General features: G+C 46.9%; 14 protein-coding genes and 5 tRNA genes. 8 read left to right on the forward strand and 11 right to left on the reverse strand.

Features of this window, described 5'->3' with window-relative positions; all coding sequences use genetic code 11:
* Positions 1–23 precede the first annotated feature (23 nt).
* The 4 genes from L4D79_RS13355 to cydB all read left to right on the forward strand — a co-directional run bounded on the left by L4D79_RS13355 (position 24) and on the right by cydB (position 4,789).
* Positions 24–1,373 (forward strand): 6-phospho-alpha-glucosidase, encoded by a 1,350-nt coding sequence (locus L4D79_RS13355; RefSeq protein WP_428652061.1) that lies wholly within the window; start codon positions 24–26, stop codon positions 1,371–1,373.
* Between the two features lie 198 nt (positions 1,374–1,571).
* The gene (locus L4D79_RS13360; protein ID WP_428652062.1) at positions 1,572–2,246 is read left to right on the forward strand and encodes a GNAT family N-acetyltransferase; all 675 of its coding nucleotides are present in this window, start codon (positions 1,572–1,574) and stop codon (positions 2,244–2,246) included.
* Positions 2,247–2,376: 130 nt separating this feature from the next.
* On the forward strand, positions 2,377–3,780 hold the full coding sequence (locus L4D79_RS13365; protein ID WP_428652063.1) for a cytochrome ubiquinol oxidase subunit I: 1,404 nt from the start codon (positions 2,377–2,379) through the stop codon (positions 3,778–3,780).
* 10 nt (positions 3,781–3,790) lie between these two features.
* Entirely contained in the window at positions 3,791–4,789 is a 999-nt protein-coding gene (gene cydB, locus L4D79_RS13370; protein WP_428652064.1) for a cytochrome d ubiquinol oxidase subunit II, read from the forward strand.
* Between the two features lie 167 nt (positions 4,790–4,956).
* Here cydB and L4D79_RS13375 read toward each other — a convergent pair whose 3' ends face one another.
* Both L4D79_RS13375 and L4D79_RS13380 read right to left on the reverse strand, forming a co-directional pair.
* On the reverse strand, positions 4,957–8,196 hold the full coding sequence (locus L4D79_RS13375; protein ID WP_428652065.1) for an efflux RND transporter permease subunit: 3,240 nt from the start codon (positions 8,194–8,196) through the stop codon (positions 4,957–4,959).
* Positions 8,196–9,314 (reverse strand): efflux RND transporter periplasmic adaptor subunit, encoded by a 1,119-nt coding sequence (locus L4D79_RS13380; protein ID WP_428652066.1) that lies wholly within the window; start codon positions 9,312–9,314, stop codon positions 8,196–8,198. Before L4D79_RS13380 ends, L4D79_RS13375 begins: the two co-directional genes overlap by 1 nt.
* A gap of 197 nt (positions 9,315–9,511) precedes the next feature.
* Between L4D79_RS13380 and L4D79_RS13385 the strand changes: the two genes are divergently transcribed.
* The 4 genes from L4D79_RS13385 (at position 9,512) to katG (ending at position 14,191) form a co-directional block, all read left to right on the forward strand.
* On the forward strand, positions 9,512–10,465 hold the full coding sequence (locus L4D79_RS13385) for a M23 family metallopeptidase (RefSeq protein WP_428652067.1): 954 nt from the start codon (positions 9,512–9,514) through the stop codon (positions 10,463–10,465).
* 8 nt (positions 10,466–10,473) lie between these two features.
* Entirely contained in the window at positions 10,474–10,812 is a 339-nt protein-coding gene (locus L4D79_RS13390; RefSeq protein ID WP_428652068.1) for a bactofilin family protein, read from the forward strand.
* A gap of 131 nt (positions 10,813–10,943) precedes the next feature.
* Positions 10,944–11,840 carry a hydrogen peroxide-inducible genes activator gene (locus L4D79_RS13395; RefSeq protein WP_428652069.1) on the forward strand — a complete coding sequence of 299 codons (897 nt, stop codon included), beginning with the start codon at positions 10,944–10,946 and terminating at the stop codon, positions 11,838–11,840.
* 158 nt (positions 11,841–11,998) lie between these two features.
* Entirely contained in the window at positions 11,999–14,191 is a 2,193-nt protein-coding gene (gene katG, locus L4D79_RS13400; RefSeq protein ID WP_428652595.1) for a catalase/peroxidase HPI, read from the forward strand.
* A 74-nt stretch (positions 14,192–14,265) separates the two neighbouring features.
* Here katG and L4D79_RS13405 read toward each other — a convergent pair whose 3' ends face one another.
* The 9 genes from L4D79_RS13405 to L4D79_RS13445 all read right to left on the reverse strand — a co-directional run bounded on the left by L4D79_RS13405 (position 14,266) and on the right by L4D79_RS13445 (position 19,321).
* A complete protein-coding gene (locus tag L4D79_RS13405) occupies positions 14,266–15,036 on the reverse strand; it encodes a glutathione S-transferase N-terminal domain-containing protein (protein WP_428652070.1) in 771 nt (256 codons plus the stop codon).
* Between the two features lie 216 nt (positions 15,037–15,252).
* Positions 15,253–16,782 carry a YfcC family protein gene (locus L4D79_RS13410; protein WP_428652071.1) on the reverse strand — a complete coding sequence of 510 codons (1,530 nt, stop codon included), beginning with the start codon at positions 16,780–16,782 and terminating at the stop codon, positions 15,253–15,255.
* A gap of 259 nt (positions 16,783–17,041) precedes the next feature.
* Positions 17,042–17,117, reverse strand: a tRNA-Val gene (locus tag L4D79_RS13415).
* A gap of 47 nt (positions 17,118–17,164) precedes the next feature.
* Positions 17,165–17,241, reverse strand: a tRNA-Val gene (locus L4D79_RS13420).
* A gap of 35 nt (positions 17,242–17,276) precedes the next feature.
* Positions 17,277–17,353 (reverse strand) — tRNA-Val (locus L4D79_RS13425).
* Between the two features lie 20 nt (positions 17,354–17,373).
* Positions 17,374–17,450: transfer RNA gene (locus tag L4D79_RS13430), tRNA-Val, on the reverse strand.
* 29 nt (positions 17,451–17,479) lie between these two features.
* Positions 17,480–17,556: transfer RNA gene (locus tag L4D79_RS13435), tRNA-Val, on the reverse strand.
* Positions 17,557–17,829: 273 nt separating this feature from the next.
* Positions 17,830–18,618: a ParA family protein gene (locus L4D79_RS13440; protein WP_428652072.1), complete on the reverse strand. Its 789-nt coding sequence runs from the start codon at positions 18,616–18,618 to the stop codon at positions 17,830–17,832.
* A 115-nt stretch (positions 18,619–18,733) separates the two neighbouring features.
* Complete coding sequence (locus L4D79_RS13445; RefSeq protein ID WP_428652073.1) at positions 18,734–19,321, reverse strand: NapC/NirT family cytochrome c; 588 nt, start codon at positions 19,319–19,321, stop codon at positions 18,734–18,736.
* Positions 19,322–19,333: the final 12 nt, after the last annotated feature.

Below are 19,333 nucleotides of genomic sequence, written 5' to 3' on the forward strand. Positions count from 1 at the left end.
TTATTAAATAGTGGGGATTAACTATGAAAACACATAATGTAGTAATAGCCGGCGGCGGCAGTACATTTACACCGGGTATTGTCATGATGCTGCTAGACAATCAGCATCACTTCCCAATAAAAAAACTGAAGTTCTATGACAATGACGCAGAGCGCCAAGAGACAATTGCCAAAGCATGTGAAATTTTACTGCGCGAGCGGGCGCCAGACATTGAGTTTAGTTACACCACAGATCCAAAAGAAGCATTTAGTGATATCGACTTCGTGATGGCGCATATTCGCGTTGGCAAATATGCCATGCGAGAACAAGATGAGAAAATCCCGTTGAAGCATGGTGTAGTGGGCCAAGAAACGTGTGGGCCGGGCGGGTTAGCCTATGGTTTACGCTCTATTGGCCCTATTATCCAGCTTATTGATTACATGGAAAAATACTCACCAAACGCATGGATGCTAAATTACTCAAATCCTGCCGCTATCGTTGCAGAGGCGTGCCGTCGATTCAAACCAAATGCGCAAATTATAAATATTTGTGACATGCCTGTTGGTATCGAGTCGCACTTGACTGAAATACTAGGGTTTAAATCTGCGAAGGAATTTGATGCCATCTACTACGGCTTAAACCATTTCGGTTGGTGGAAAGAGATCCATGACAAAGAAGGTAATGATCTCATGCCGTTATTGATTAGGCACGTCAAAGAGCATGGTTACTTGGTTCCTAAGATGCTTGAAGAACAAGGTGATAATCAAAACCTTTGGTGTAATCAACCCTCCTGGGTGGATACCTTGCAAAAGGTTCGTGATGTGCAAGCTCTGGATCCGGAAACGCTCCCTAATACCTATCTCAAGTATTATTTGTTCCCTGATTACGTCGTTTCACATTCCGACAAAAAATATACACGCGCCAACGAGGTAATGGATGGCAGGGAAGCGACAGTTTTTGCAACCGCGAGGAAAGTGATCGCAGAGGGTACCTTTGAGGGGGCCGATTTCGAAGCGGACGAACATGCAGTATTTATTGTGGACTTGGCGCGTGCTATCGCATTCAACACCAAAGAGCGTATGCTGCTAATCGTGCCAAATCATGGTGCAATAGCTAACTTTGATAATGATGCAATGGTAGAAATTCCGTGCCTAGTTGGAAAAAAAGGGCCAGAACCATTATCTATTGGCCATATACCCACTTTCCAAAAAGCATTGATGACGCAGCAGGTGAGTGTTGAAAAACTTATTGTTGATGCATGGCATGAGCAGTCTTATCAAAAAGCATGGCAAGCGATGACACTTTCAAAAACGGTACCAAGTGCATCTGTTGCAAAGGCGGTTCTTGATGATTTGATTGCCGCAAATAAAGGCTTCTGGCCAGAGCTATTTTGATTTTGCTTTTGAGCGCCGTGTTTAAGCCCGCTGACAGCGGGCTTTGCTATATTAACGACCCAGAACAAACAGGTTACAGGCTTCTTGCTTGGTACTACGCCTACAAAGTGAAACTCTGCTCACAGATGTTCGATCGCATCCCCCTGTTTTTATGAGGCTTTGGTACACTCCGGTTTTGCAAAATGTAAGGAAGTGACCATGGAGTCTTCACGTAATTTATCTTCAACAATCCATTCTGACTCCTTGAACTTAGCGCTGCTGAATACGGCTGAATTAGCAATGCTAGGTATTACTCCGCCGTTGCCGAAGCAAGATTGGCAACTCGCTATTAAGCCATTGTCTGCACTGACAGAAGAGGTTGAGTGTTTAGATGATGACTATCATCAGGTACAAGCTGTGATTGATGAGACTCAGATGGCAGCCTCCCATAAACGTCAATCGGATGAAACAAGCGATGTTGCCTTGGAAGTGTATGCCCAGGGTGAAATCGTTGCTGTGGCGACATTTAGCCGATACTTGGAAGACTATCGAAATCCGCGTAAGTCGACCGAGCTGTTCTATGAATTGACCTTGCACACTATTTACGTCAAAGAGGCATTTCGCCAGCAAGGGCTTGCCGCTAGTTTGTGTGAGTTGATCATCAATATTGCCCGAACGGATTGTGACGGGTTGTTTCGCAAATTGGCCCAACGATCCATCCAGTTGAAATTGTGGTTTTCCGCGCTTGCCATTACCCATGGTGGCGAAGCGATTTGCGATTTACTCAGTGAGTCGTTTGTTGAAATGGCAGATGACGTTATTGACGACTTGATCGAAGAAGGGGTGTCCGTTAGCTATCAGGAACCCATGATTTTTGTCGATTGTCTAGCTTGAGTTATTACGTACCGAGCAAGATGAACCATACTGTTAAGCAACGCGTAAAACATGTGCTAGTAGTTTCGTTATTACCATAGCCATCCCTACTTAATGAAAGGCTTGGTAGATTAGGTACTAAGGAGAAACCATGAATGAACTCGCGGTTGATCTTGCTAGATTCCAGTTTGCTTTTACAGTCTCATTCCACATTATTTTTCCGGCATTCACGATTGGGCTAGCCAGCTACTTGGCGGTGCTTGAAGGGCTGTATCTCAAGACGGGAAAACATAAATATATCGAGCTTTACCAGTACTGGATAAAGATCTTCGCCATCAGTTTCGGTATGGGCGTCGTTAGCGGTATCGTCATGAGTTACCAATTCGGGACTAACTGGAGTGTCTTTTCTGACAAAACCGGACCAGTACTTGGTCCTTTGATGGGCTACGAAGTGTTTACGGCGTTTTTTCTAGAAGCGGGCTTCTTGGGCGTCATGCTTTTCGGGATGAATCGGGTTGGTAAGAATCTGCACTTTATGGCGACAGTGATTGTTGCAATCGGGACATTGATGTCGGCGTTTTGGATCCTCTCGGTCAATAGCTGGATGCAAACACCTGCTGGGTATTCAATGAATGAACTGGGGCAGTTTATTCCCGAAGATTGGTGGGCTGTGGTGTTCAACCCCTCTTTCCCATATCGCCTTGTACACATGGTCCTTGCTGCATTCCTGACGACCGCTTTCGTTGTCGGTGGGGTAGGCGCTTATCACTTGCTCAAATCCCAAAATAACCACTTAGCCAGAACCATGTTTTCGATGGCGCTTTGGATGGCAGCTATCGTCACGCCGATTCAAATAGTCGTGGGCGATCTCCATGGCCTTAACACGTTCGAACACCAGCCGGCCAAAGTCGCAGCGATGGAAGGCCACTATGAAACTCAGCAAGGTGCGCCGTTGATTTTGTTTGGGCTACCTAACGATGAAACCAAACAAGTTGATTACAAGGTTGCTATCCCTCACCTCGGTAGCGTGATCCTAACCCATGAATGGAATGGTGAAGTTAAAGGGTTGGATGCCTTTCCGGACGATGAGCACCCGCCCGTAGCCATTGTATTCTGGAGTTTTAGAATTATGGTTGGATTGGGCTTTATGATGCTAGCAATAGGGCTGTTCAGCCTATGGCTACGCAAGAAAGGAGAGCTTTATCACCACACCGTGTTTCATCGTTGCTGTGTCGCAATGGCACCGACGGGATTTATCGCACTACTGTGCGGCTGGATCACCACCGAAGTCGGGCGACAACCTTTTACCGTATATGGCTTGCTCCGAACCGCCGACTCTATCTCACCTGTGAATGCCGCTGCGGTTAGTGTTTCTGTTGCTGCTTTTGTGGTGGTCTATTTCTCCGTTTTCGGTGCCGGTATTTTCTACTTGTTACGCTTAATGAGGAAGCCACCAACGAAGTATGTATTGCCCCCAACGACTAGCCTTCCTGATGTTGGTGAGGAAGACAAAGAAAAACAGTCCTTGGCTGCTTCTAATAAATTAAGTATGTGAGGAATCGGTTATGGATTACGCATTAATTTGGTACATCCTCATTGCATTTGCCGTTTTTGCTTATGTCATCCTTGATGGTTTCGACCTCGGTATTGGTATTCTGTTTATCTCCGCGGAGTCCACCAAAGAGCGGGATTTGATGATGAACAGTATCGCGCCTGTGTGGGATGGCAATGAAACCTGGCTTGTCCTGGGTGGTGGAGGACTGTTTGCGGTATTTCCTTTGGCTTATGCGGTGGCAATGCCTGCATTGTATGCGCTTATCATCATGATGTTGCTTGGTTTGATTTTTAGGGGAGTTGCCTTTGAATACCGCTTCAGGACCAAGCGTGGTCAGTTTTTATGGGACAGTTCGTTTTTCCTTGGTTCGCTGATTGCTACTTTTACGCAAGGGATGATCCTTGGAACCTTGCTTCAGGGTGTGGAAGTTACAGGGCGTGCATATAGCGGTGGCTGGTTCGATTGGTTCACACCGTTTAGCGTGTATTGTGGGTTTGTCACCATTGCGGCATATACGTTGTTGGGGGCATGTTGGCTGCTTATAAAAATGCCACACGGTATGTACCAGCGATTTTACGTCATTGCCAAGCGCTGTGCGTTGACCATGGTTGTGATGGTTGGGATCCTCAGCCTATGGCTGCCTCTTGGTAACGAGGTCATCGCTGATCGTTGGTTTACCTTCCCGCAGGCACTGCTGTTTTTATTAATACCGGGCTGCTCTGCTTTCCTTGTTTATCTATTGTTCAAAGACTTAATGGAACATAAGCCCGTACAGGCCTACTTGGTGGTGCTTGGCTTGTTCTTTTTGGCCTTCTTAGGCTTTGGTGTGAGCACTTATCCCTACATTGTTCCCCATGCCATTACTTATGCCGATGCTGCAGCACCGGATACCAGTTTGAAATTCTTGCTCAGCGGAGCGGTTTTCCTACTGCCGTTGATCATTGCCTATACGGCGTATTCATACTGGGTCTTCAGAGGCAAATTGAAAGAGGATGAGGGGTATCATTAATGATCAATCCTTGTTTCAAAAGATGGTTATGGTTTGTGGTGCTTTATCTTGGCGGCATCTTGGCCATAAGCTTGCTTGCAGTCGTGATTAAATGGGCATTAGGTTAGCGGTTTCACTCGAAAGCCGCCAAATCGGCGGCTTTCTGCTCACTCACGATCAGTGATGGCTTAACTCTTCCTGTCTAATTCTCCGGACGTTGCACTTGATGCATTTGTTGTCGGTGCAGAGAACACTTTTTGCAGTTGTTTATCAACCACATCCACAGGATCGGCTATTTGCGGTTGGGTGTCATTATGGAATGGTGTTGAGTCGCGCTCATCTAACCGTTGTTTATGATCCCTCCCGAGCATAAGTAGGCACGGGGTTAGGATCAATGTCAGCAAGGTTGCAAAAGCGAGCCCCCCAGAGACAGCGGTTGCTAGTTGTGACCACCACTGGGTACTCGGCGCACCAAACTCGACCAATCGGTTGATCAAGTCAATATTCATTTCCAACACCATCGGCAACAGGCCCAAAATGGTGGTAATTGTCGTTAGCATAACCGGGCGCAAACGTTGCGCGCCGGTGTGCATGATAGCGGTGATTTTATCCAACCCGCTATGACGTAGCTGGTTATAGGTGTCAATCAATACGATATTGTTGTTGACCACGATACCAGCTAAAGATATCACCCCGATCCCAGACATGATGATGCCAAAGGGACGCTGGAAAATCAGTAGCCCCAGGAAGACACCAACAGTAGAGAAGAGCACGGCGCTTAGTATTAGTAGCGCTTGATAAAAGCTGTTGAACTGGGTCACTAAAATGAGCCCCATTACAGCGAGGGCGACTAAAAATGCGTTCTGTAAGAAGTTAGAAGACTTCTCCTGATCTTCATTCTGGCCCCTAACGATGACCTGTGTCCCCTTAGCGAGGGGCATTTCAGCGATAGCCGAGTTAATTACAGGTAGCTGTAAGCTCAGGTTGTAGCCAGTTGCCATATCTGCCATGACTTCGATTACCCGCTTGCCATCAAGGCGGTTAATGGTGCCTTGCTTCGGAGAGGGGGTAATACTGGCAAAGTTGGTGATCGGAACCATGCCGTATTGTGTTTTGACCCTCAGTTCATCAAAGCGGCCAAAGTCACGTTTGTCTTCTGGGTATCGAACCAGAATATCGACTTCTTCATCGGTATCATCAGGCAGGAAGTCCCCGATCTTGAGCCCGTTAGTGACAAACTGAACGGTATTGCCCACCAAGGTTGCATCTCCGCCAAAGCGAGCGGCATCATCACGATTGATATTGATTTCCCAATCGATGCCCTCTTTATCTGCTGAATCAGAAATATTGGTGAAAGCTTGGTGCGATTCTAGCCAGTAACGGACTTGGCGAACGGCGTCATTCATGTCTTCGGTGTTGTTACCCGATACCTCAATGACGACATCATGTGCGCTAGGCGGACCGGCCTGCGGAAACTTGAATTCCAGTTCTATACCGGCAATATCGGCTGTTTTTTCCCGCATCTCAGCAATAATGTCTTTGATGGGGCGGCGGTCTTGCCAATCCATCGGGTTGAGCTGGATCTGGCCGATTTCATTACTGCCACCCGTGCGGGTATAGACACTTTTAATCCCTTCAGTCCCGATAATTCGCTGTTCTATCTGGCTCATCAGTATATCTTTTTCATAGATAGACAAGTCACCGTGGGAGCGGGCTTTGATGGTAAAGTGAGGGGGATCGACCTCGGGGAAGAACACCACGCCCAGCCCGGCTTTGCTGTAAGCCACCCCGACCAAAATGGCAAAGATGAAGGCGGAGACCAGAATTTTCAGTGGGTGTTTAATGGCGATCGATAAGGTTTTAAGGTAAAGCTTGGTGACTCCCCGAGCTTGGCTGAAGTCGCCTTTTTCCATGGCGATTTTACGTTGTTGTTCAGCCTTTGTGGTGTACTGGGGTTTGCCGATGACACTACCCAAAACTGGGACAAATAGCAGCGCCATCAGTAGTGATGCTGACAAGGTCGCAATCAGTGTCAGGGGAAGGTAGCGCATGAACTCACCGGTAGTATCCGGCCAAAAAAGCAAGGGCGCAAAAGCGGCGAGGGTAGTCGCGGTTGAGGCTGTAATGGGCCACGCCATTCGCTTGGCAGCTTCCCGGTAAGCTTGCCGGCGTCCGGTTCCTTCCTGCATTTTGCGATCAGCATATTCGGTGACGACAATAGCACCGTCTACCAGCATACCGACAGCCATAATGAGGGCGAAAAGAACGATCATGTTAACCGTGACGCCACTGATTGCCAGTACTAATAAACCGGTAAGGAAAGCGCCGGGAATTGAGACACCGACCAAGAAGGCGGTACGGGTACCCAGAATGGCTAGTATCACAATGACGACCAAGATAATGGCCGACAAAATGTTGTTCTGAAGATCGTTGAGCATGGTATTTACATCTTCAGATTGATCGAGGGTGTACTCTACCAACAGGTTGTCAGGCCATTCATCTAATTTTTGTGCTTGTTCGACAACCGCCTTGACGATATCGACAGTCTCGATGATATTTTCGCCTGCGCGCTTTTTGACATCGAGTACAACAGCGGTATCGCCGTTAAGGCGGGCAAAGCTGTCAGGATCCCGGTAAGCACGGCGGATTGTAGCGACGTCGCTGAAGGTGACAACTTTGTTGCCATCTACCTTTATCGGCAGTTCAAGGATATCTTTCAGCGAGTCGAATACCGAAGGTACCTTGACTGAAAAGCGGCCATAACCGGTATCGACAAATCCAGCGGCCACCACGCGGTTATTACGGGCAACCAAGTTAAAGACATCTTCTTGATCAAGGCCGTAGCTCTCCATCAATAGCGGTTCGACAATCACTTCGACGACGTCTTCCCGATCACCGGCAATATCCACCTCAAGCACTTGTTTAAAGCTTTCTAGCTTATCCTGCAGCTCACGGGCGATCTGAATCGTGGTCCGTTCAGGCACGGTGCCGTAGAGCACCAGTGACAATACCGGCTCATAACTGGCAAGAGTCACTTCATGCACAGTTGGTTCATCGGCATCGTCGGGCAGTTTGGTTTTGGCGAGATCAACCGCCTCGCGAACATCTGTCAGGGCGACATTGATATCTGAGCCAACAATAAATTCAAGGGTTACAGAGGCATGGCCTTCAGACGCAACGGCGCTCATTTCCTTGACCCCTTCGATTGAGCGCAGCTCTTTTTCCAGCGGTCTTACGAGTAAGCGCTCGGCATCAATTGGGCTGATCCCCTGATGACCTACAGAGACGTAAATAACCGGAATTGTGATGTCCGGGTTAGACTCTTTAGGAATGATCCGATAGGTGATGACCCCTGCCAATAAGATCAAAACCAGCAAGGTGAGCATGGTACGTGAGCGGTTTATCGCCGCATCTATAATGGCAAACATTACTCACTCCCACCAAGATCGGCTGAATTTCGGCGAACAGGTATGACAGTGTCACCGTCCCTAACAAAACCTTGGCCTGTAGTGATGACCTCTACGGTATTCTCAGTACCGCCTAGCCAGACACCATCAGGTTCAACTTTGACGATTGAGATAGGCACGAAATGTACAGTATCGTCAGCTGCTAAGGTTTTAATCCCCAAATTACCAGCTTCATCCAGCGCCAGCATGGAAGGGGTGATTTTTATCGCAGGTTCGGTTGTTAAGTTTAATTCGAGATTGGCACTGGTGCCCGCCGTCAGCGTCATGTCAGGGTTACTGATTTCCACTTCGATTGGGTAAGTATTGGTTGCCTCGTTGGCAACGGCGCCTCGAAAGCTGAGGGTACCGGTTGCAACCACCCCAGTGACTAAGCTGACTTCGGCTTGTTGGTTATTGTAGACCTTGTCGATATGACGCTCGCTGACATCAGCGCTGATCACCAGTGGGTCTAAATCAACAATAGAAATGATGGGATCACCGACACCTAAGTAGTCACCTTTTTCAATATGGAGGAGCTCGATAACGCCGTCGAAAGGGGCGTAGATTTCGGTATTGGCTAATGCCAGTTCCAAGCTTCTGAGTTGTGCTTTGGCTTCAATAAGGTTGGCTTCGGCCTGACTGAAAGCCACCTCACCCTGCAGGCCACGATTTTTCAGTGATTTTGAAGCATTAAATTCCTGATTTCTGACTTTGAGAATGGCATTGGCACGAGCAAGTTGAAGCTCGCGGTCAGCCTTATCGAGTTGGACTAGCGGTTGGCCCGTTTTAACGTGCTGCCCTTTACGTACTAACAAACTTTCAACTTTTCCAGCGACTTCTGCACCAAGGGTCGCTTTACGGTTAGGAGCGGTACGCCCATACAGGGAAAGTGTGCGTGTTATCGGTTGTACCGAAAACTGCTCGATGACCACTTTGGCCAAGGGTGGTGGAGTAGATGACGTGTCTGTCGCGCCTTGGAATTCAGCGGTATCAGAGGAGGAGGGTTGGTAGCCACTGAACAACCAGAGACTGATTCCGAGCAAAATAAATGCGGAGAGTATCCAAGGTTTACGCCGAAAAAATGCCTTGATTGTTATCATCTGTTACTGTCCCTAGTAAGCAAACTGTCAGTATGGGCTGTTAAAAATTGGTAAGCAAAAATGCTTTAACAACAGCTAATTGCATACTAACAATAAATAGCTTGAATGTTAATTTGAAGAATTTGAACTGACTCGCTTAATAAAAATTGAACCTTGGTCGCTTACAAAGTAGGTGATGTATCAATAGCGGTATCTCTATGAAGGAACAAATCACGATATCGGTTTCATCGATACACGGATCCAAACATTTTCAGCTCAGCAATAAAGCCCAACGTAACCTGCGTTGGCTAGCAATTTCAGCCATAACAATAACTGTTACAGCTGTTGGTTGGATGGTGTACTTAAAAACTGAAGCTGATGATGCGAAATATAAACAAATGGAATTGGAAGCCCAGTCATCATCATTGACTGAAGAGCTTGAGCAGCTGAACTCGTTAAAATTTGATCTCGAGGCGGATTTGGATGCTCGTGAAAATCGATTGAGTGGGGTATCGGACAGACTCCATGAGCTGGAAACATTGCTTGGAGTCGATATTACGGGTGAAGCCAAAGCGATTGAACAGCGTTTGGATGTTGCAGCCATTAATTCAGCAGTTCGGGTTACCATCCTTGAGGGCTTGCCTAATGGGTCACCGGTGGGAGATGTGAGGCAGTCTTCCCAGTATGGTTATCGGACGCACCCTGTAACGGGACGTAGAACCTTGCACCGCGGGCTGGACTTTGCGGTTAATACTGGCACGCCTATTTATGCTCCAGCTGACGGCGTCGTTGAAACAATACGTCCTAGTAATGAAGGTTCAGGCAATTTTCTTCGCCTTCAGCATACATTTGGTTTTTCTTCATCCTATTCACACCTACAAAAATTTGCTGTGAAGTCCGGTGACTTCGTTAATAAAGGCGATCTTATTGCGTATTCCGGTAATTCAGGTTTGTCATCCGGGCCACATTTGCATTACGAAGTACGCTTCGTTGGGCGGGCATTGAATCCTCGGCCGTTCGTTGATTGGAGCTTGGATAATTTTGAACACATTTTTGAAGAAGAGAGAAATATTCAATGGGCATCTTTAATAAAGAAAGTGGAGCAGCAAGTCAGCAAACAACTACAACTGTCATCGCAGCGGGGTGTGACATCAAAGGCGAACTCAAGCTAAGTTGTGATATGCAGGTTGACGGAATTATTGATGGCACAATGAAGCTGGAAAAAAGCCTGGTTGTAAGCCGCACAGGCCGAATTAAAGGAGAGGTGTGGGCTGATAAGATCATCGTTAACGGTCAAGTGGAAGGTACCTGCCATGCTAATGCCATAGAAATTTTAGACAAAGGCATCGTATCAGGCAGCATCTACTGCGATAACTTGAGCATCGATCGTGGTGGCAAGTTTTTTGGGACGACCTTCCCTGCAGAAACCCAGCATGTCGTCGAGTTTACTCCGAAAAGCAAAAATGAAGAGAAAACAGAGCAACCGATGACAGAGAAAAAGATCAAGAAGGCGCAATAACCAACACAGTTTGCCCTAACTCACTGTCTATACTTAATCCCAATTAACGCCAAGGTACGGGTTCAGCGATATTTAGGTTTGAATCCGAGCTTTGGCGTCTTTTGGGTCGACTGTACTGATTTTGAGGCCGAATGATATCTATCAAGCAGCTGAGCTATGCACTTGCCGTAGAAAGAACCTTACATTTTAAGAAAGCCGCGGATCTCTGTTTTGTGAGTCAGTCCGCCCTTAGTGCGGCTTTGAGTGAGTTGGAAAAGCAGCTCGGGCTGCAAATCTTTGAGCGTAATAATAAGCAAGTTTTGGTGACGCCAATTGGCCGTGAGGTGTTGAAGCGGGCAAAAGATATTCTGTTACAAGTTGAGGATTTGGAACATTTGGCAGGTAGCCAAAGTGCGCCGCTCAGTTTTCCTTTGAGTCTTGGTGTTATTCCGACGATTGCACCCTATTTACTGCCTCGGATCTTTCCTTATCTCAATGAACGCTTCCCATTAGCGCAAATTAACGTGGTTGAAGAGCAATCCCAACAATTGGTGGATATGGTCAGAAGCGGTGAAATCGACACTGCCATTTTGGCTTTACCCTATCCCTGCGAAGGACTACTGAGCTTGGAGTTTTGGCAGGAAGATTTCTATTGGGTCACTCTTAAAGGCACGTTGCACTCACAGCAAACCGAAATTACCAGTGATGAAGTGACTCAAACTCGTTTAATGCTGCTTAAAGAGGGGCATTGTCTCAAAGATCATGCGCTGGATGTGTGTAAACTGACAGAGCAGCGTGCCAACCATGGATTTGGCGCTACCAGTTTGAATACCCTTATCCAGATGGTGCAGGGGAATCTGGGAACGACGTTGATCCCGGCAATGGCCAAAGAACAGTTGATTGCTGCCAATGGCCAGCTGTCTGTTATTCATTTAAATGAACCCAGCCCGCACAGAAGGATCGCTTTTGTTTTTCGACCGAATTATACCTGCCTGTCGAGCATTGAAGCCCTAGCTAACATTTGTAAATCATCATTGCTTAATAGCTGATTTATCAGGATTAATCGGTTGATTCTTGTCAATCATTTTTTCTGATAACAGTGTTCGGAAATTCCCAATGTCGTTTTCAAACCAGCACTCCTAATCTAGAGTTACTGCTCTTAGAGCTCGCGGAAAGGGATCTAATAATGAAAACGCATTCACGAACTATGCTTGCTTCAGCAATCTTATCTGCCATTTTAGTTACACAGCCAGCCTCAGTGTTTGCTGGAGAAGCAAAACCCAACCAGTTTTGGTGGCCAGAGCAACTCAACTTGAGCGCACTTCGTGACCATGACACCCGCTCTAACCCTTATGGTAACGATTTCAGTTACGCCGAAGCCTTTAAAACGTTAGATCTTGCTCAAGTGAAAAAGGACATCGAGGCGGTGCTCACGACTTCGCAAGATTGGTGGCCCGCAGATTTTAGTCATTACGGGCCATTTATGATCCGGATGGCGTGGCACAGTGCTGGTACCTATCGGGTTGGTGATGGACGTGGTGGTGCTGATGGCGGCCAAATGCGTTTTGACCCGTTAAACAGCTGGCCTGATAACGCCAACTTAGATAAAGCCAAACGGCTATTATGGCCAGTTAAACAGAAGTATGGTCGGGCCTTGTCGTGGGCTGATTTGATGATTTTAACCGGGAATGTGGCATTGGAGTCGATGGGCTTCAAAACGTTTGGCTTTGCTGGTGGCCGAACGGATGACTGGGAGCCTGATTTAGTCTATTGGGGACCAGAGAAAACATTCTTAGCTGATGAGCGCCGGACAGACGATGGAAAATTACAAGGTGACTTGGCCGCCATACAAATGGGGTTGATCTATGTAAACCCTGAGGGACCGGGAGGGAACCATGACCCGTTGGATGCGGCAAAAGACATGCGGCTCTCCTTTGGCCGTATGGCTATGAATGATGAAGAAATTGTTGCACTGGTTGCGGGCGGCCACACCCTAGGTAAAGCCCACGGCGCCAAACCACCGAAAGACTGTGTTGGCCCAGAACCCGGAGCTGCGCCTATTGAAGAGCAAGGCTTGGGTTGGATGAACAAGTGCGGTAAAGGGAATGCCGAAGATACCATTACCAGCGGCCTAGAAGGGGCATGGACCTCAACACCGACAGCGTGGTCAATTCTCTATTTGGATAATCTACTTAAGTTTGAGTGGAAACAGGTGAAAAGCCCGGCAGGGGCCACGCAGTGGATCCCAACGGATGAGAACGCCGCCAATCTCGTCCCTGATGCGCATATCGCAGACAAGCGCCACGCGCCAATTATGTTTACGACAGACTTGGCATTGAAAAAAGATCCTGAGTTTTTGAAAATCACCCAGCGCTTCCGTGATAACCCTGATGAATTTGACAAGGCGTTTGCCAAAGCGTGGTTCAAATTAACTCACCGCGATATGGGGCCTAAAGTGCGTTACCTCGGCAGTGAAGTGCCTGAAGAAGTCTTGCTGTGGCAAGACCCAATCCCAGAAGCAACATCGCCTGCTATCGGTGATAGTGATATAGCCAACCTGAAAAAAGCGATCATGGATGTAGGCCTTACGGGACCTGAGATGATTAGAACGGCGTGGGCGTCAGCTTCTACTTACCGTGCCAGCGATATGCGCGGTGGTGCCAATGGCGCAAGGATTCGCCTTGAACCTCAAAAAGACTGGGCGGTGAATAATCCAGAAGAGCTTGGCAAAGTACTCGCTGCGTTAGAGAAAGTGCAGAGTGAATTCAATGAAGCGGGTGGGGCACAGGTCTCCATGGCTGACTTGATTGTCCTTGCTGGTTCAATGGCGGTTGAAGAGGCTGCGAAAAAAGCGGGCTATGAAGTGGAAGTACTATTTACGCCTGGCCGTGGTGATGCCAGTCAAGAGCAAACTGATATAGCGTCTTTTGCGGTACTAGAGCCTAAATCGGACGGGTTTAGGAATTACTTTAGTGAAGGCAATTACTATGGCCCAGCCGAAGCCTTGGTGAACCAAGCCAGCTTGCTTGATTTATCTGTACCAGAAATGACCGCATTGATAGGCGGTATGCGGGTGCTTGATGCCAATACTGGCGGTAGTCAGCATGGGGTCCTAACCGACAATCCTGGCACCTTGAGCAACGACTTCTTTGTTAATTTGCTGGATATGTCGACCAAATGGAGCAAGTCTGAAGAAGAGGGTATTTATGAAGGCCATGATCGTCAAAGTGGCGATAAGAAGTGGTCTGCGACTACCGTTGATCTCATTTTCGGCTCTAACTCAGAGCTCAGGGCGGTAGCCGAAGTGTATGCCTCTGATGACGGTAAAGAGATGTTTGTTAATGACTTTGTCAATGTGTGGACCAAAGTGATGAATGCCGATCGATTTGATCTGCAATGATCCTCCCAGCGGTAAAAGCTGCTTCCTTAAAAATAAAGCCGTGTTTTGCTATAAACACGGCTTTATTTTTATTCTTATTCTACTCTGAGGTAAGTTTGTTCTAAGTAGGTCGCAATATCTTTTGATTCGAACATTGCAGTATTGGTGTTGGGATCCATCAAGAAAGGCACCTGAACATTACCGTATTGCTTGAAGAAGGCTTCTCGCTTGGTATTGGGCAATGGTTGATAGGGCTTCAGGCTCCACCGCATGTTCGCGGGCCCCATATCTGAAATCTGTTGCTTGCCAAGATTGATCAAAATATAGGTTAATTCCATTTCACACAGCTTTTCACGCACCAGCCTCGCAAACGGGCTCGACTCGAAGCTGTATAAAATCAAAGGAAGCTCAGGTTGGTTGGAAGGTTGGGCAAGCGTACCTGAATTTAATCGAACGGTAGATGCTAGTGTTGAACTCACTTGGTTGGTGACTTTACCAAGTAGGGACGTCGATACACTTACCGGACCATAATATTGGTTAAGGTACTTAAGGATGGCTTTCGCACCAAACATGGCTTTAGATTGGTTGTTATCGACAAAAACAGGTGGCTGGATCCCTCCTGCTTCTCCGTATTTGGATTGTAGCGAAGCAATATTTTTACCGCCTTTAGGGCAGGGGACGATGAGAATATCCAAGTTCAGCTGGGTTAGCACTTCACGTACTTGCCGGCATTCAGCATTACTCTCTTGATCGAACAAAATGAGTGTTTGCTCCGGTTGCTCGGTTATTTTGTCTGCCACTGTACCGTGCCAGCAACGGTAAGTAGAAGCCAGCAGTGAGGTGGTAACGTCTAGAATATGATTCATTGTTAACCTAATTCCTTTTGGTAAGAACAACGCATTAAGTGATGAATTGCTGGAAGGTATATCTATTCTAGTCGATTAAAGGTAATTCGTTCAGTGATTTAGCTTGCATATTGAGCGCGCTAAGTAATGAGAATTAAGCGTTGGAAGTTTAACAATAACAGCCTGCAAAAGGTGCAGGCTGTGATTTGTACGGTAGGAAACGTATCTACATTTGTACTATATATAAACGCTAATTAGCAGAGTACAGGCAGAGAGAGAAATCAGGAGCCCGAGTAGTGGAATGACAAATTTGAGCCACTTATCAAAGGTCACATTCACCATGGCTAGCGAGGCAAGCACTAATCCTGTCGGAGTGATAAAGGCCATCAGTCCCATACCAAATTGGTAGGCACTCACAATGTTGTCGCGCGGGATGCCTACGACATCTGCCAGCGGTGCCATGATAGGCATAGAGAGAACCGCGAGGCCGGATGAGGAGGGGACAAAGAAAGACACGCCGGCGAAAAGGAACATCATCACAACGATGAACAGTCCTTTATCCATTCCATCAACCATGGATGCACTGGCGTGGAGAATAGTATCGCTGATCATACCGCCGTCCATCAGTACGGTGACGCCTCTTGCGATAGCAATGATCAGAGCAACCCCAAGCAAATCATTCGCGCCCTGGATAAACTCACGGACAAATTCTTTTTCGGGAATGCGATCGACTAACGCGATAATGATGGCTGAGACAAAGAACAGGGTTGTCATCTCTTCAAACCACCAACCGAGTGAAGATACGCCATAGACCATGACCAAAAATGTCATGGCAAACAGAACGAGGATCAGTGAATGATGCTTTTCAAGTTTATTGCCTTGCTCGCTGGTTGAGAGGTTCTTTAGGAAACGCGCTTCGATTTCTTTCTTTTGGCTGTAAATTAGAGATTGGCTCGGATCCGCTTTAACCCGTTTGGCGTAGCGGATGATATAAAGCATACAGGTGAGCGTACCGATGATCAGTAGGGCCAAGCGTGAGTTTAGTCCCAGTGTCCAGTTAATACCCGCAGCATTCGATGCAATAATTGTCGAAAATGGGTTAACAGTAGAACACATGGTACCAATAGAAGAGCCGAGATAAATAGCAGCAAGGGCAACAATGGCGTCGTAACCCGCAGCAATGAAGATCGGCACCAGAATTGGATAGAAGGCAATGGTTTCTTCAGCCATGCCAAAGCTCGTACCGCCCAACGCGATGAGCGCGGTTACAATGACGATTAACCAGGTTTCCCTGCCTGTCATGATATGTGATAAGCGGTTTATACCCGCTCCAAAGGCACCAGAGTGGTTGACGATACCGATAAAGCCACCAATAACCAGTACAAAAAACACCACATCGATAGATTGGTACATGCCTTGGATAGGGGATTGGAACAGCTCCATTATCCCTTGGGGGTTAGGCTCAACCTCGGTATAGGAGTTGGGGATCCCGACGGGTTTGTAGATATCACCATTAACAAACTTTTCTAGATCTGCTTTGATACCAACACTATCAAGACTGTCTTGGGTTGCAGGTAGGCTGGACGTCGTGCCATCAGCGTAGGTGATAGTAAAACTATCGCCTTGGTAAGAAAGCTTGTTATAGACACCGGCATCGACCACCCAAGTCAAAAGGGCAACGATGGCTGCAACAGCAAACAACACGGTATAGGCAGAAGGAAAGCTTAACTTTTTCTTGGTAGGCTGCTGCGTACTTATATCACTCATATGTTAACGACTCCATGTTAGTGATTTATTAATTAGTGAAATGTATCTATGTTTTTGAATCCTAAAGATTATGGTTCTATGGATTTGTTCTTTTACTGAAAGGTAATACTGAATTGGTGGTGAAAAATGGTGTTAAATCACAAGAATGTAAACGCACTAATATGCTGCGGGAGTAATTGAAAGAAATGAGAAGTCGTACGGGGAATAAACGCAAAAAAGCCTGCTCAATGAGCAGGCTTTTGCTTCTTACGAAAAGAAATGGTGGGCGATACCGGGCTCGAACCAGTGACCCCCTCCTTGTAAGGGAGGTGCTCTCCCAACTGAGCTAATCGCCCGAATAAACGCTTGGGAGCCTCAAAGAGGTAGTGCGTTTACTGGAATTTGGTGGGTCCGGGCGAACTCGAATCGCCGACCCCTACCATGTCAAGGTAGTACTCTAACCAACTGAGCTACGGACCCAAATTTTGTACTTCTTATCAGGTTAAGTAAGAAGTTGGTACGACCGAGTGGACTCGAACCACCGACCCCCACCATGTCAAGGTGGTGCTCTAACCAGCTGAGCTACGGTCGTACTGTATCTTCAAAAGAAGATGGTGCGTCTGAGTGGAYTCGAACCACCGACCCCTACCATGTCAAGGTAGTACTCTAACCAGCTGAGCTACAGACGCATATTGTGTTCTAGATTTAAACTAGAAATTGGTACGACCGAGTGGACTCGAACCACCGACCCCCACCATGTCAAGGTGGTGCTCTAACCAGCTGAGCTACGGTCGTACTGTGTTCCCTCAGAGAACGAGGAGCATATTAGCGACTGATGATCCCTCGTGCAAGCATTTGAGTTGGCTTTTTTAATTTATGGTGACTGTTTGCTTATGGTTTGAGCGCGGCGGATTATTTCTCGCCGCCAAGGCGAATAAAAGTGTGATTTCAATCACTTTTTATTCTGTGGGGTCTATCAGCGATTGGTTATTGATAAAGCTAAGCCAGCATGTCAGTGCAGTGACGAATGCTGGCTTAAATTCCATATTATCCAATAAAAAAGAGTACTTAACTGACTGTTGCCGTTTCTGTATGCTCTAGTGTGGCAAATAGGTCAATAAATGACTGGCTGAGTTTATGGTTCGGCAACAAGTGAATTAGCGGCTGTTGGTGGTAATGGGATTCTTTCATTTTTATCGACAACGGTAGGTAAGGCTCAAGAATTGGTAAACCGATGTCTTTCAGATCTTCAATGATTTTTGCCGGGAACTTCGCTTGAGCATTGAACATATTGACAATAACGCCTTCGACCTCAAGTTTGGGATTATGGTCGTCGCGTAGTTCAGACACGTTGTTGAGCAAGGTCATCAAAGCTTGTTGCGAGAAGCTGTCACAGTCAAAAGGGATCAATAGCTTATGGGCACCAATTAATGCTGCCTTGCTGAAGAAATTCAAATTCGGTGGCGTATCAATATAAATACGGTCATATTCCTTTTCCAATTCGTCGAGGGCATCGCGCAGCTTGTAAATTTTGTAGCGGCGTTCCAGCTCCGATTCGATTTTTTCCAGCTTGGGGCTGGAAGGAATAATATCTAAATTTTCGAATGCCGTCGGTTGAGGGTAGGACTTGATAGGCGTGGAAACTGAGAACCAACCGACTGTTTGGTTGAGTAGTTCAGCGATATTCTTGCTGTTGTCGACATTGATATCAAAGCCGAGGTAATGACTACTATTGCCCTGAACATCTAAGTCGATCAGAAGTGTTTTATAGCCTTTTGCGGCACTGATGGCGGCAAGGTTGGATGTAATACTGGATTTTCCCACCCCACCTTTTTGATTGAATACAACACGACGCATGAAAGTCCCTGTTATGCTACTAAATAGATATCTTCACGGTAGCGTACTGGTATACGAGCCGCAATGCGGGCACCAAAAAAATGTTAGCTATTTAACTATTTGATGAGCATCAGCCTTATTCTGCAGCGGCTTCTTTGGTTACTGGCTTAGGAAGTTCATGGGCGATTCCAGCATGGCAGTCTAAGCAAGTTTGTCCTCTGTCCGCCATAGTTTGGTGACGGCGGCTGGCATTACGCGACTGGTTCTCAAAATCCATATTATCCACATCATGACAGTAGCGGCACTGTTTGGAATCATTGGCTTTGTATTCTTCAGTGACTTTCTTTGCCAGTCGAGGACGGTGTTCAGCTTCAAAATTTTCCAGTGTGATAGTACCGCGCATCATATGGAAAATATCAGCCGTCGCACCAATTTTCAGCATCATTTTTGGGATGAATTCACGCGGGACGTGGCAGTCGCTGCAAGTTGCGGCCACCACGCCTTTTGTGTTTTTGAAGTGTACCGAGGCTTGGTATTCTTCAACAATGGTATCCATACCAATATGGCACCCGTAACAAAATTGATTCCTATTGGTATAGTCCATAGTCCAATGGAAGGATGCCATTGCCCCGATACCTAAGACAAAAGCAATAAACCCACCAAGGGGTATGCCCCATAGCAATTTACGCCAGACTGTACTGCTCGGCTTGTTGGAGTTTGTCACGGCTGGTTATTC

This window comes from Photobacterium satsumensis (genome assembly GCF_050336935.1).
Lineage (GTDB): Bacteria > Pseudomonadota > Gammaproteobacteria > Enterobacterales > Vibrionaceae > Photobacterium > Photobacterium satsumensis.

What these genes read in the sequence shown, in the direction of transcription:
- L4D79_RS13360 (WP_428652062.1), top strand. Translation starts at nt 1,572, where the DNA reads ATGGAGTCTTCACGTAATTTATCTTCAACAATCCATTCTGACTCCTTG.
- cydB (WP_428652064.1), top strand. Translation starts at nt 3,791, where the DNA reads ATGGATTACGCATTAATTTGGTACATCCTCATTGCATTTGCCGTTTTT.
- L4D79_RS13355 (WP_428652061.1), top strand. Translation starts at nt 24, where the DNA reads ATGAAAACACATAATGTAGTAATAGCCGGCGGCGGCAGTACATTTACA.
- L4D79_RS13385 (WP_428652067.1), top strand. Translation starts at nt 9,512, where the DNA reads ATGAAGGAACAAATCACGATATCGGTTTCATCGATACACGGATCCAAA.
- L4D79_RS13440 (WP_428652072.1), bottom strand. Translation starts at nt 18,618, where the DNA reads ATGCGTCGTGTTGTATTCAATCAAAAAGGTGGGGTGGGAAAATCCAGT.
- L4D79_RS13365 (WP_428652063.1), top strand. Translation starts at nt 2,377, where the DNA reads ATGAATGAACTCGCGGTTGATCTTGCTAGATTCCAGTTTGCTTTTACA.
- L4D79_RS13375 (WP_428652065.1), bottom strand. Translation starts at nt 8,196, where the DNA reads ATGTTTGCCATTATAGATGCGGCGATAAACCGCTCACGTACCATGCTC.
- katG (WP_428652595.1), top strand. Translation starts at nt 11,999, where the DNA reads ATGCTTGCTTCAGCAATCTTATCTGCCATTTTAGTTACACAGCCAGCC.
- L4D79_RS13395 (WP_428652069.1), top strand. Translation starts at nt 10,944, where the DNA reads ATGATATCTATCAAGCAGCTGAGCTATGCACTTGCCGTAGAAAGAACC.
- L4D79_RS13410 (WP_428652071.1), bottom strand. Translation starts at nt 16,782, where the DNA reads ATGAGTGATATAAGTACGCAGCAGCCTACCAAGAAAAAGTTAAGCTTT.
- L4D79_RS13380 (WP_428652066.1), bottom strand. Translation starts at nt 9,314, where the DNA reads ATGATAACAATCAAGGCATTTTTTCGGCGTAAACCTTGGATACTCTCC.
- L4D79_RS13390 (WP_428652068.1), top strand. Translation starts at nt 10,474, where the DNA reads ATGCAGGTTGACGGAATTATTGATGGCACAATGAAGCTGGAAAAAAGC.
- L4D79_RS13405 (WP_428652070.1), bottom strand. Translation starts at nt 15,036, where the DNA reads ATGAATCATATTCTAGACGTTACCACCTCACTGCTGGCTTCTACTTAC.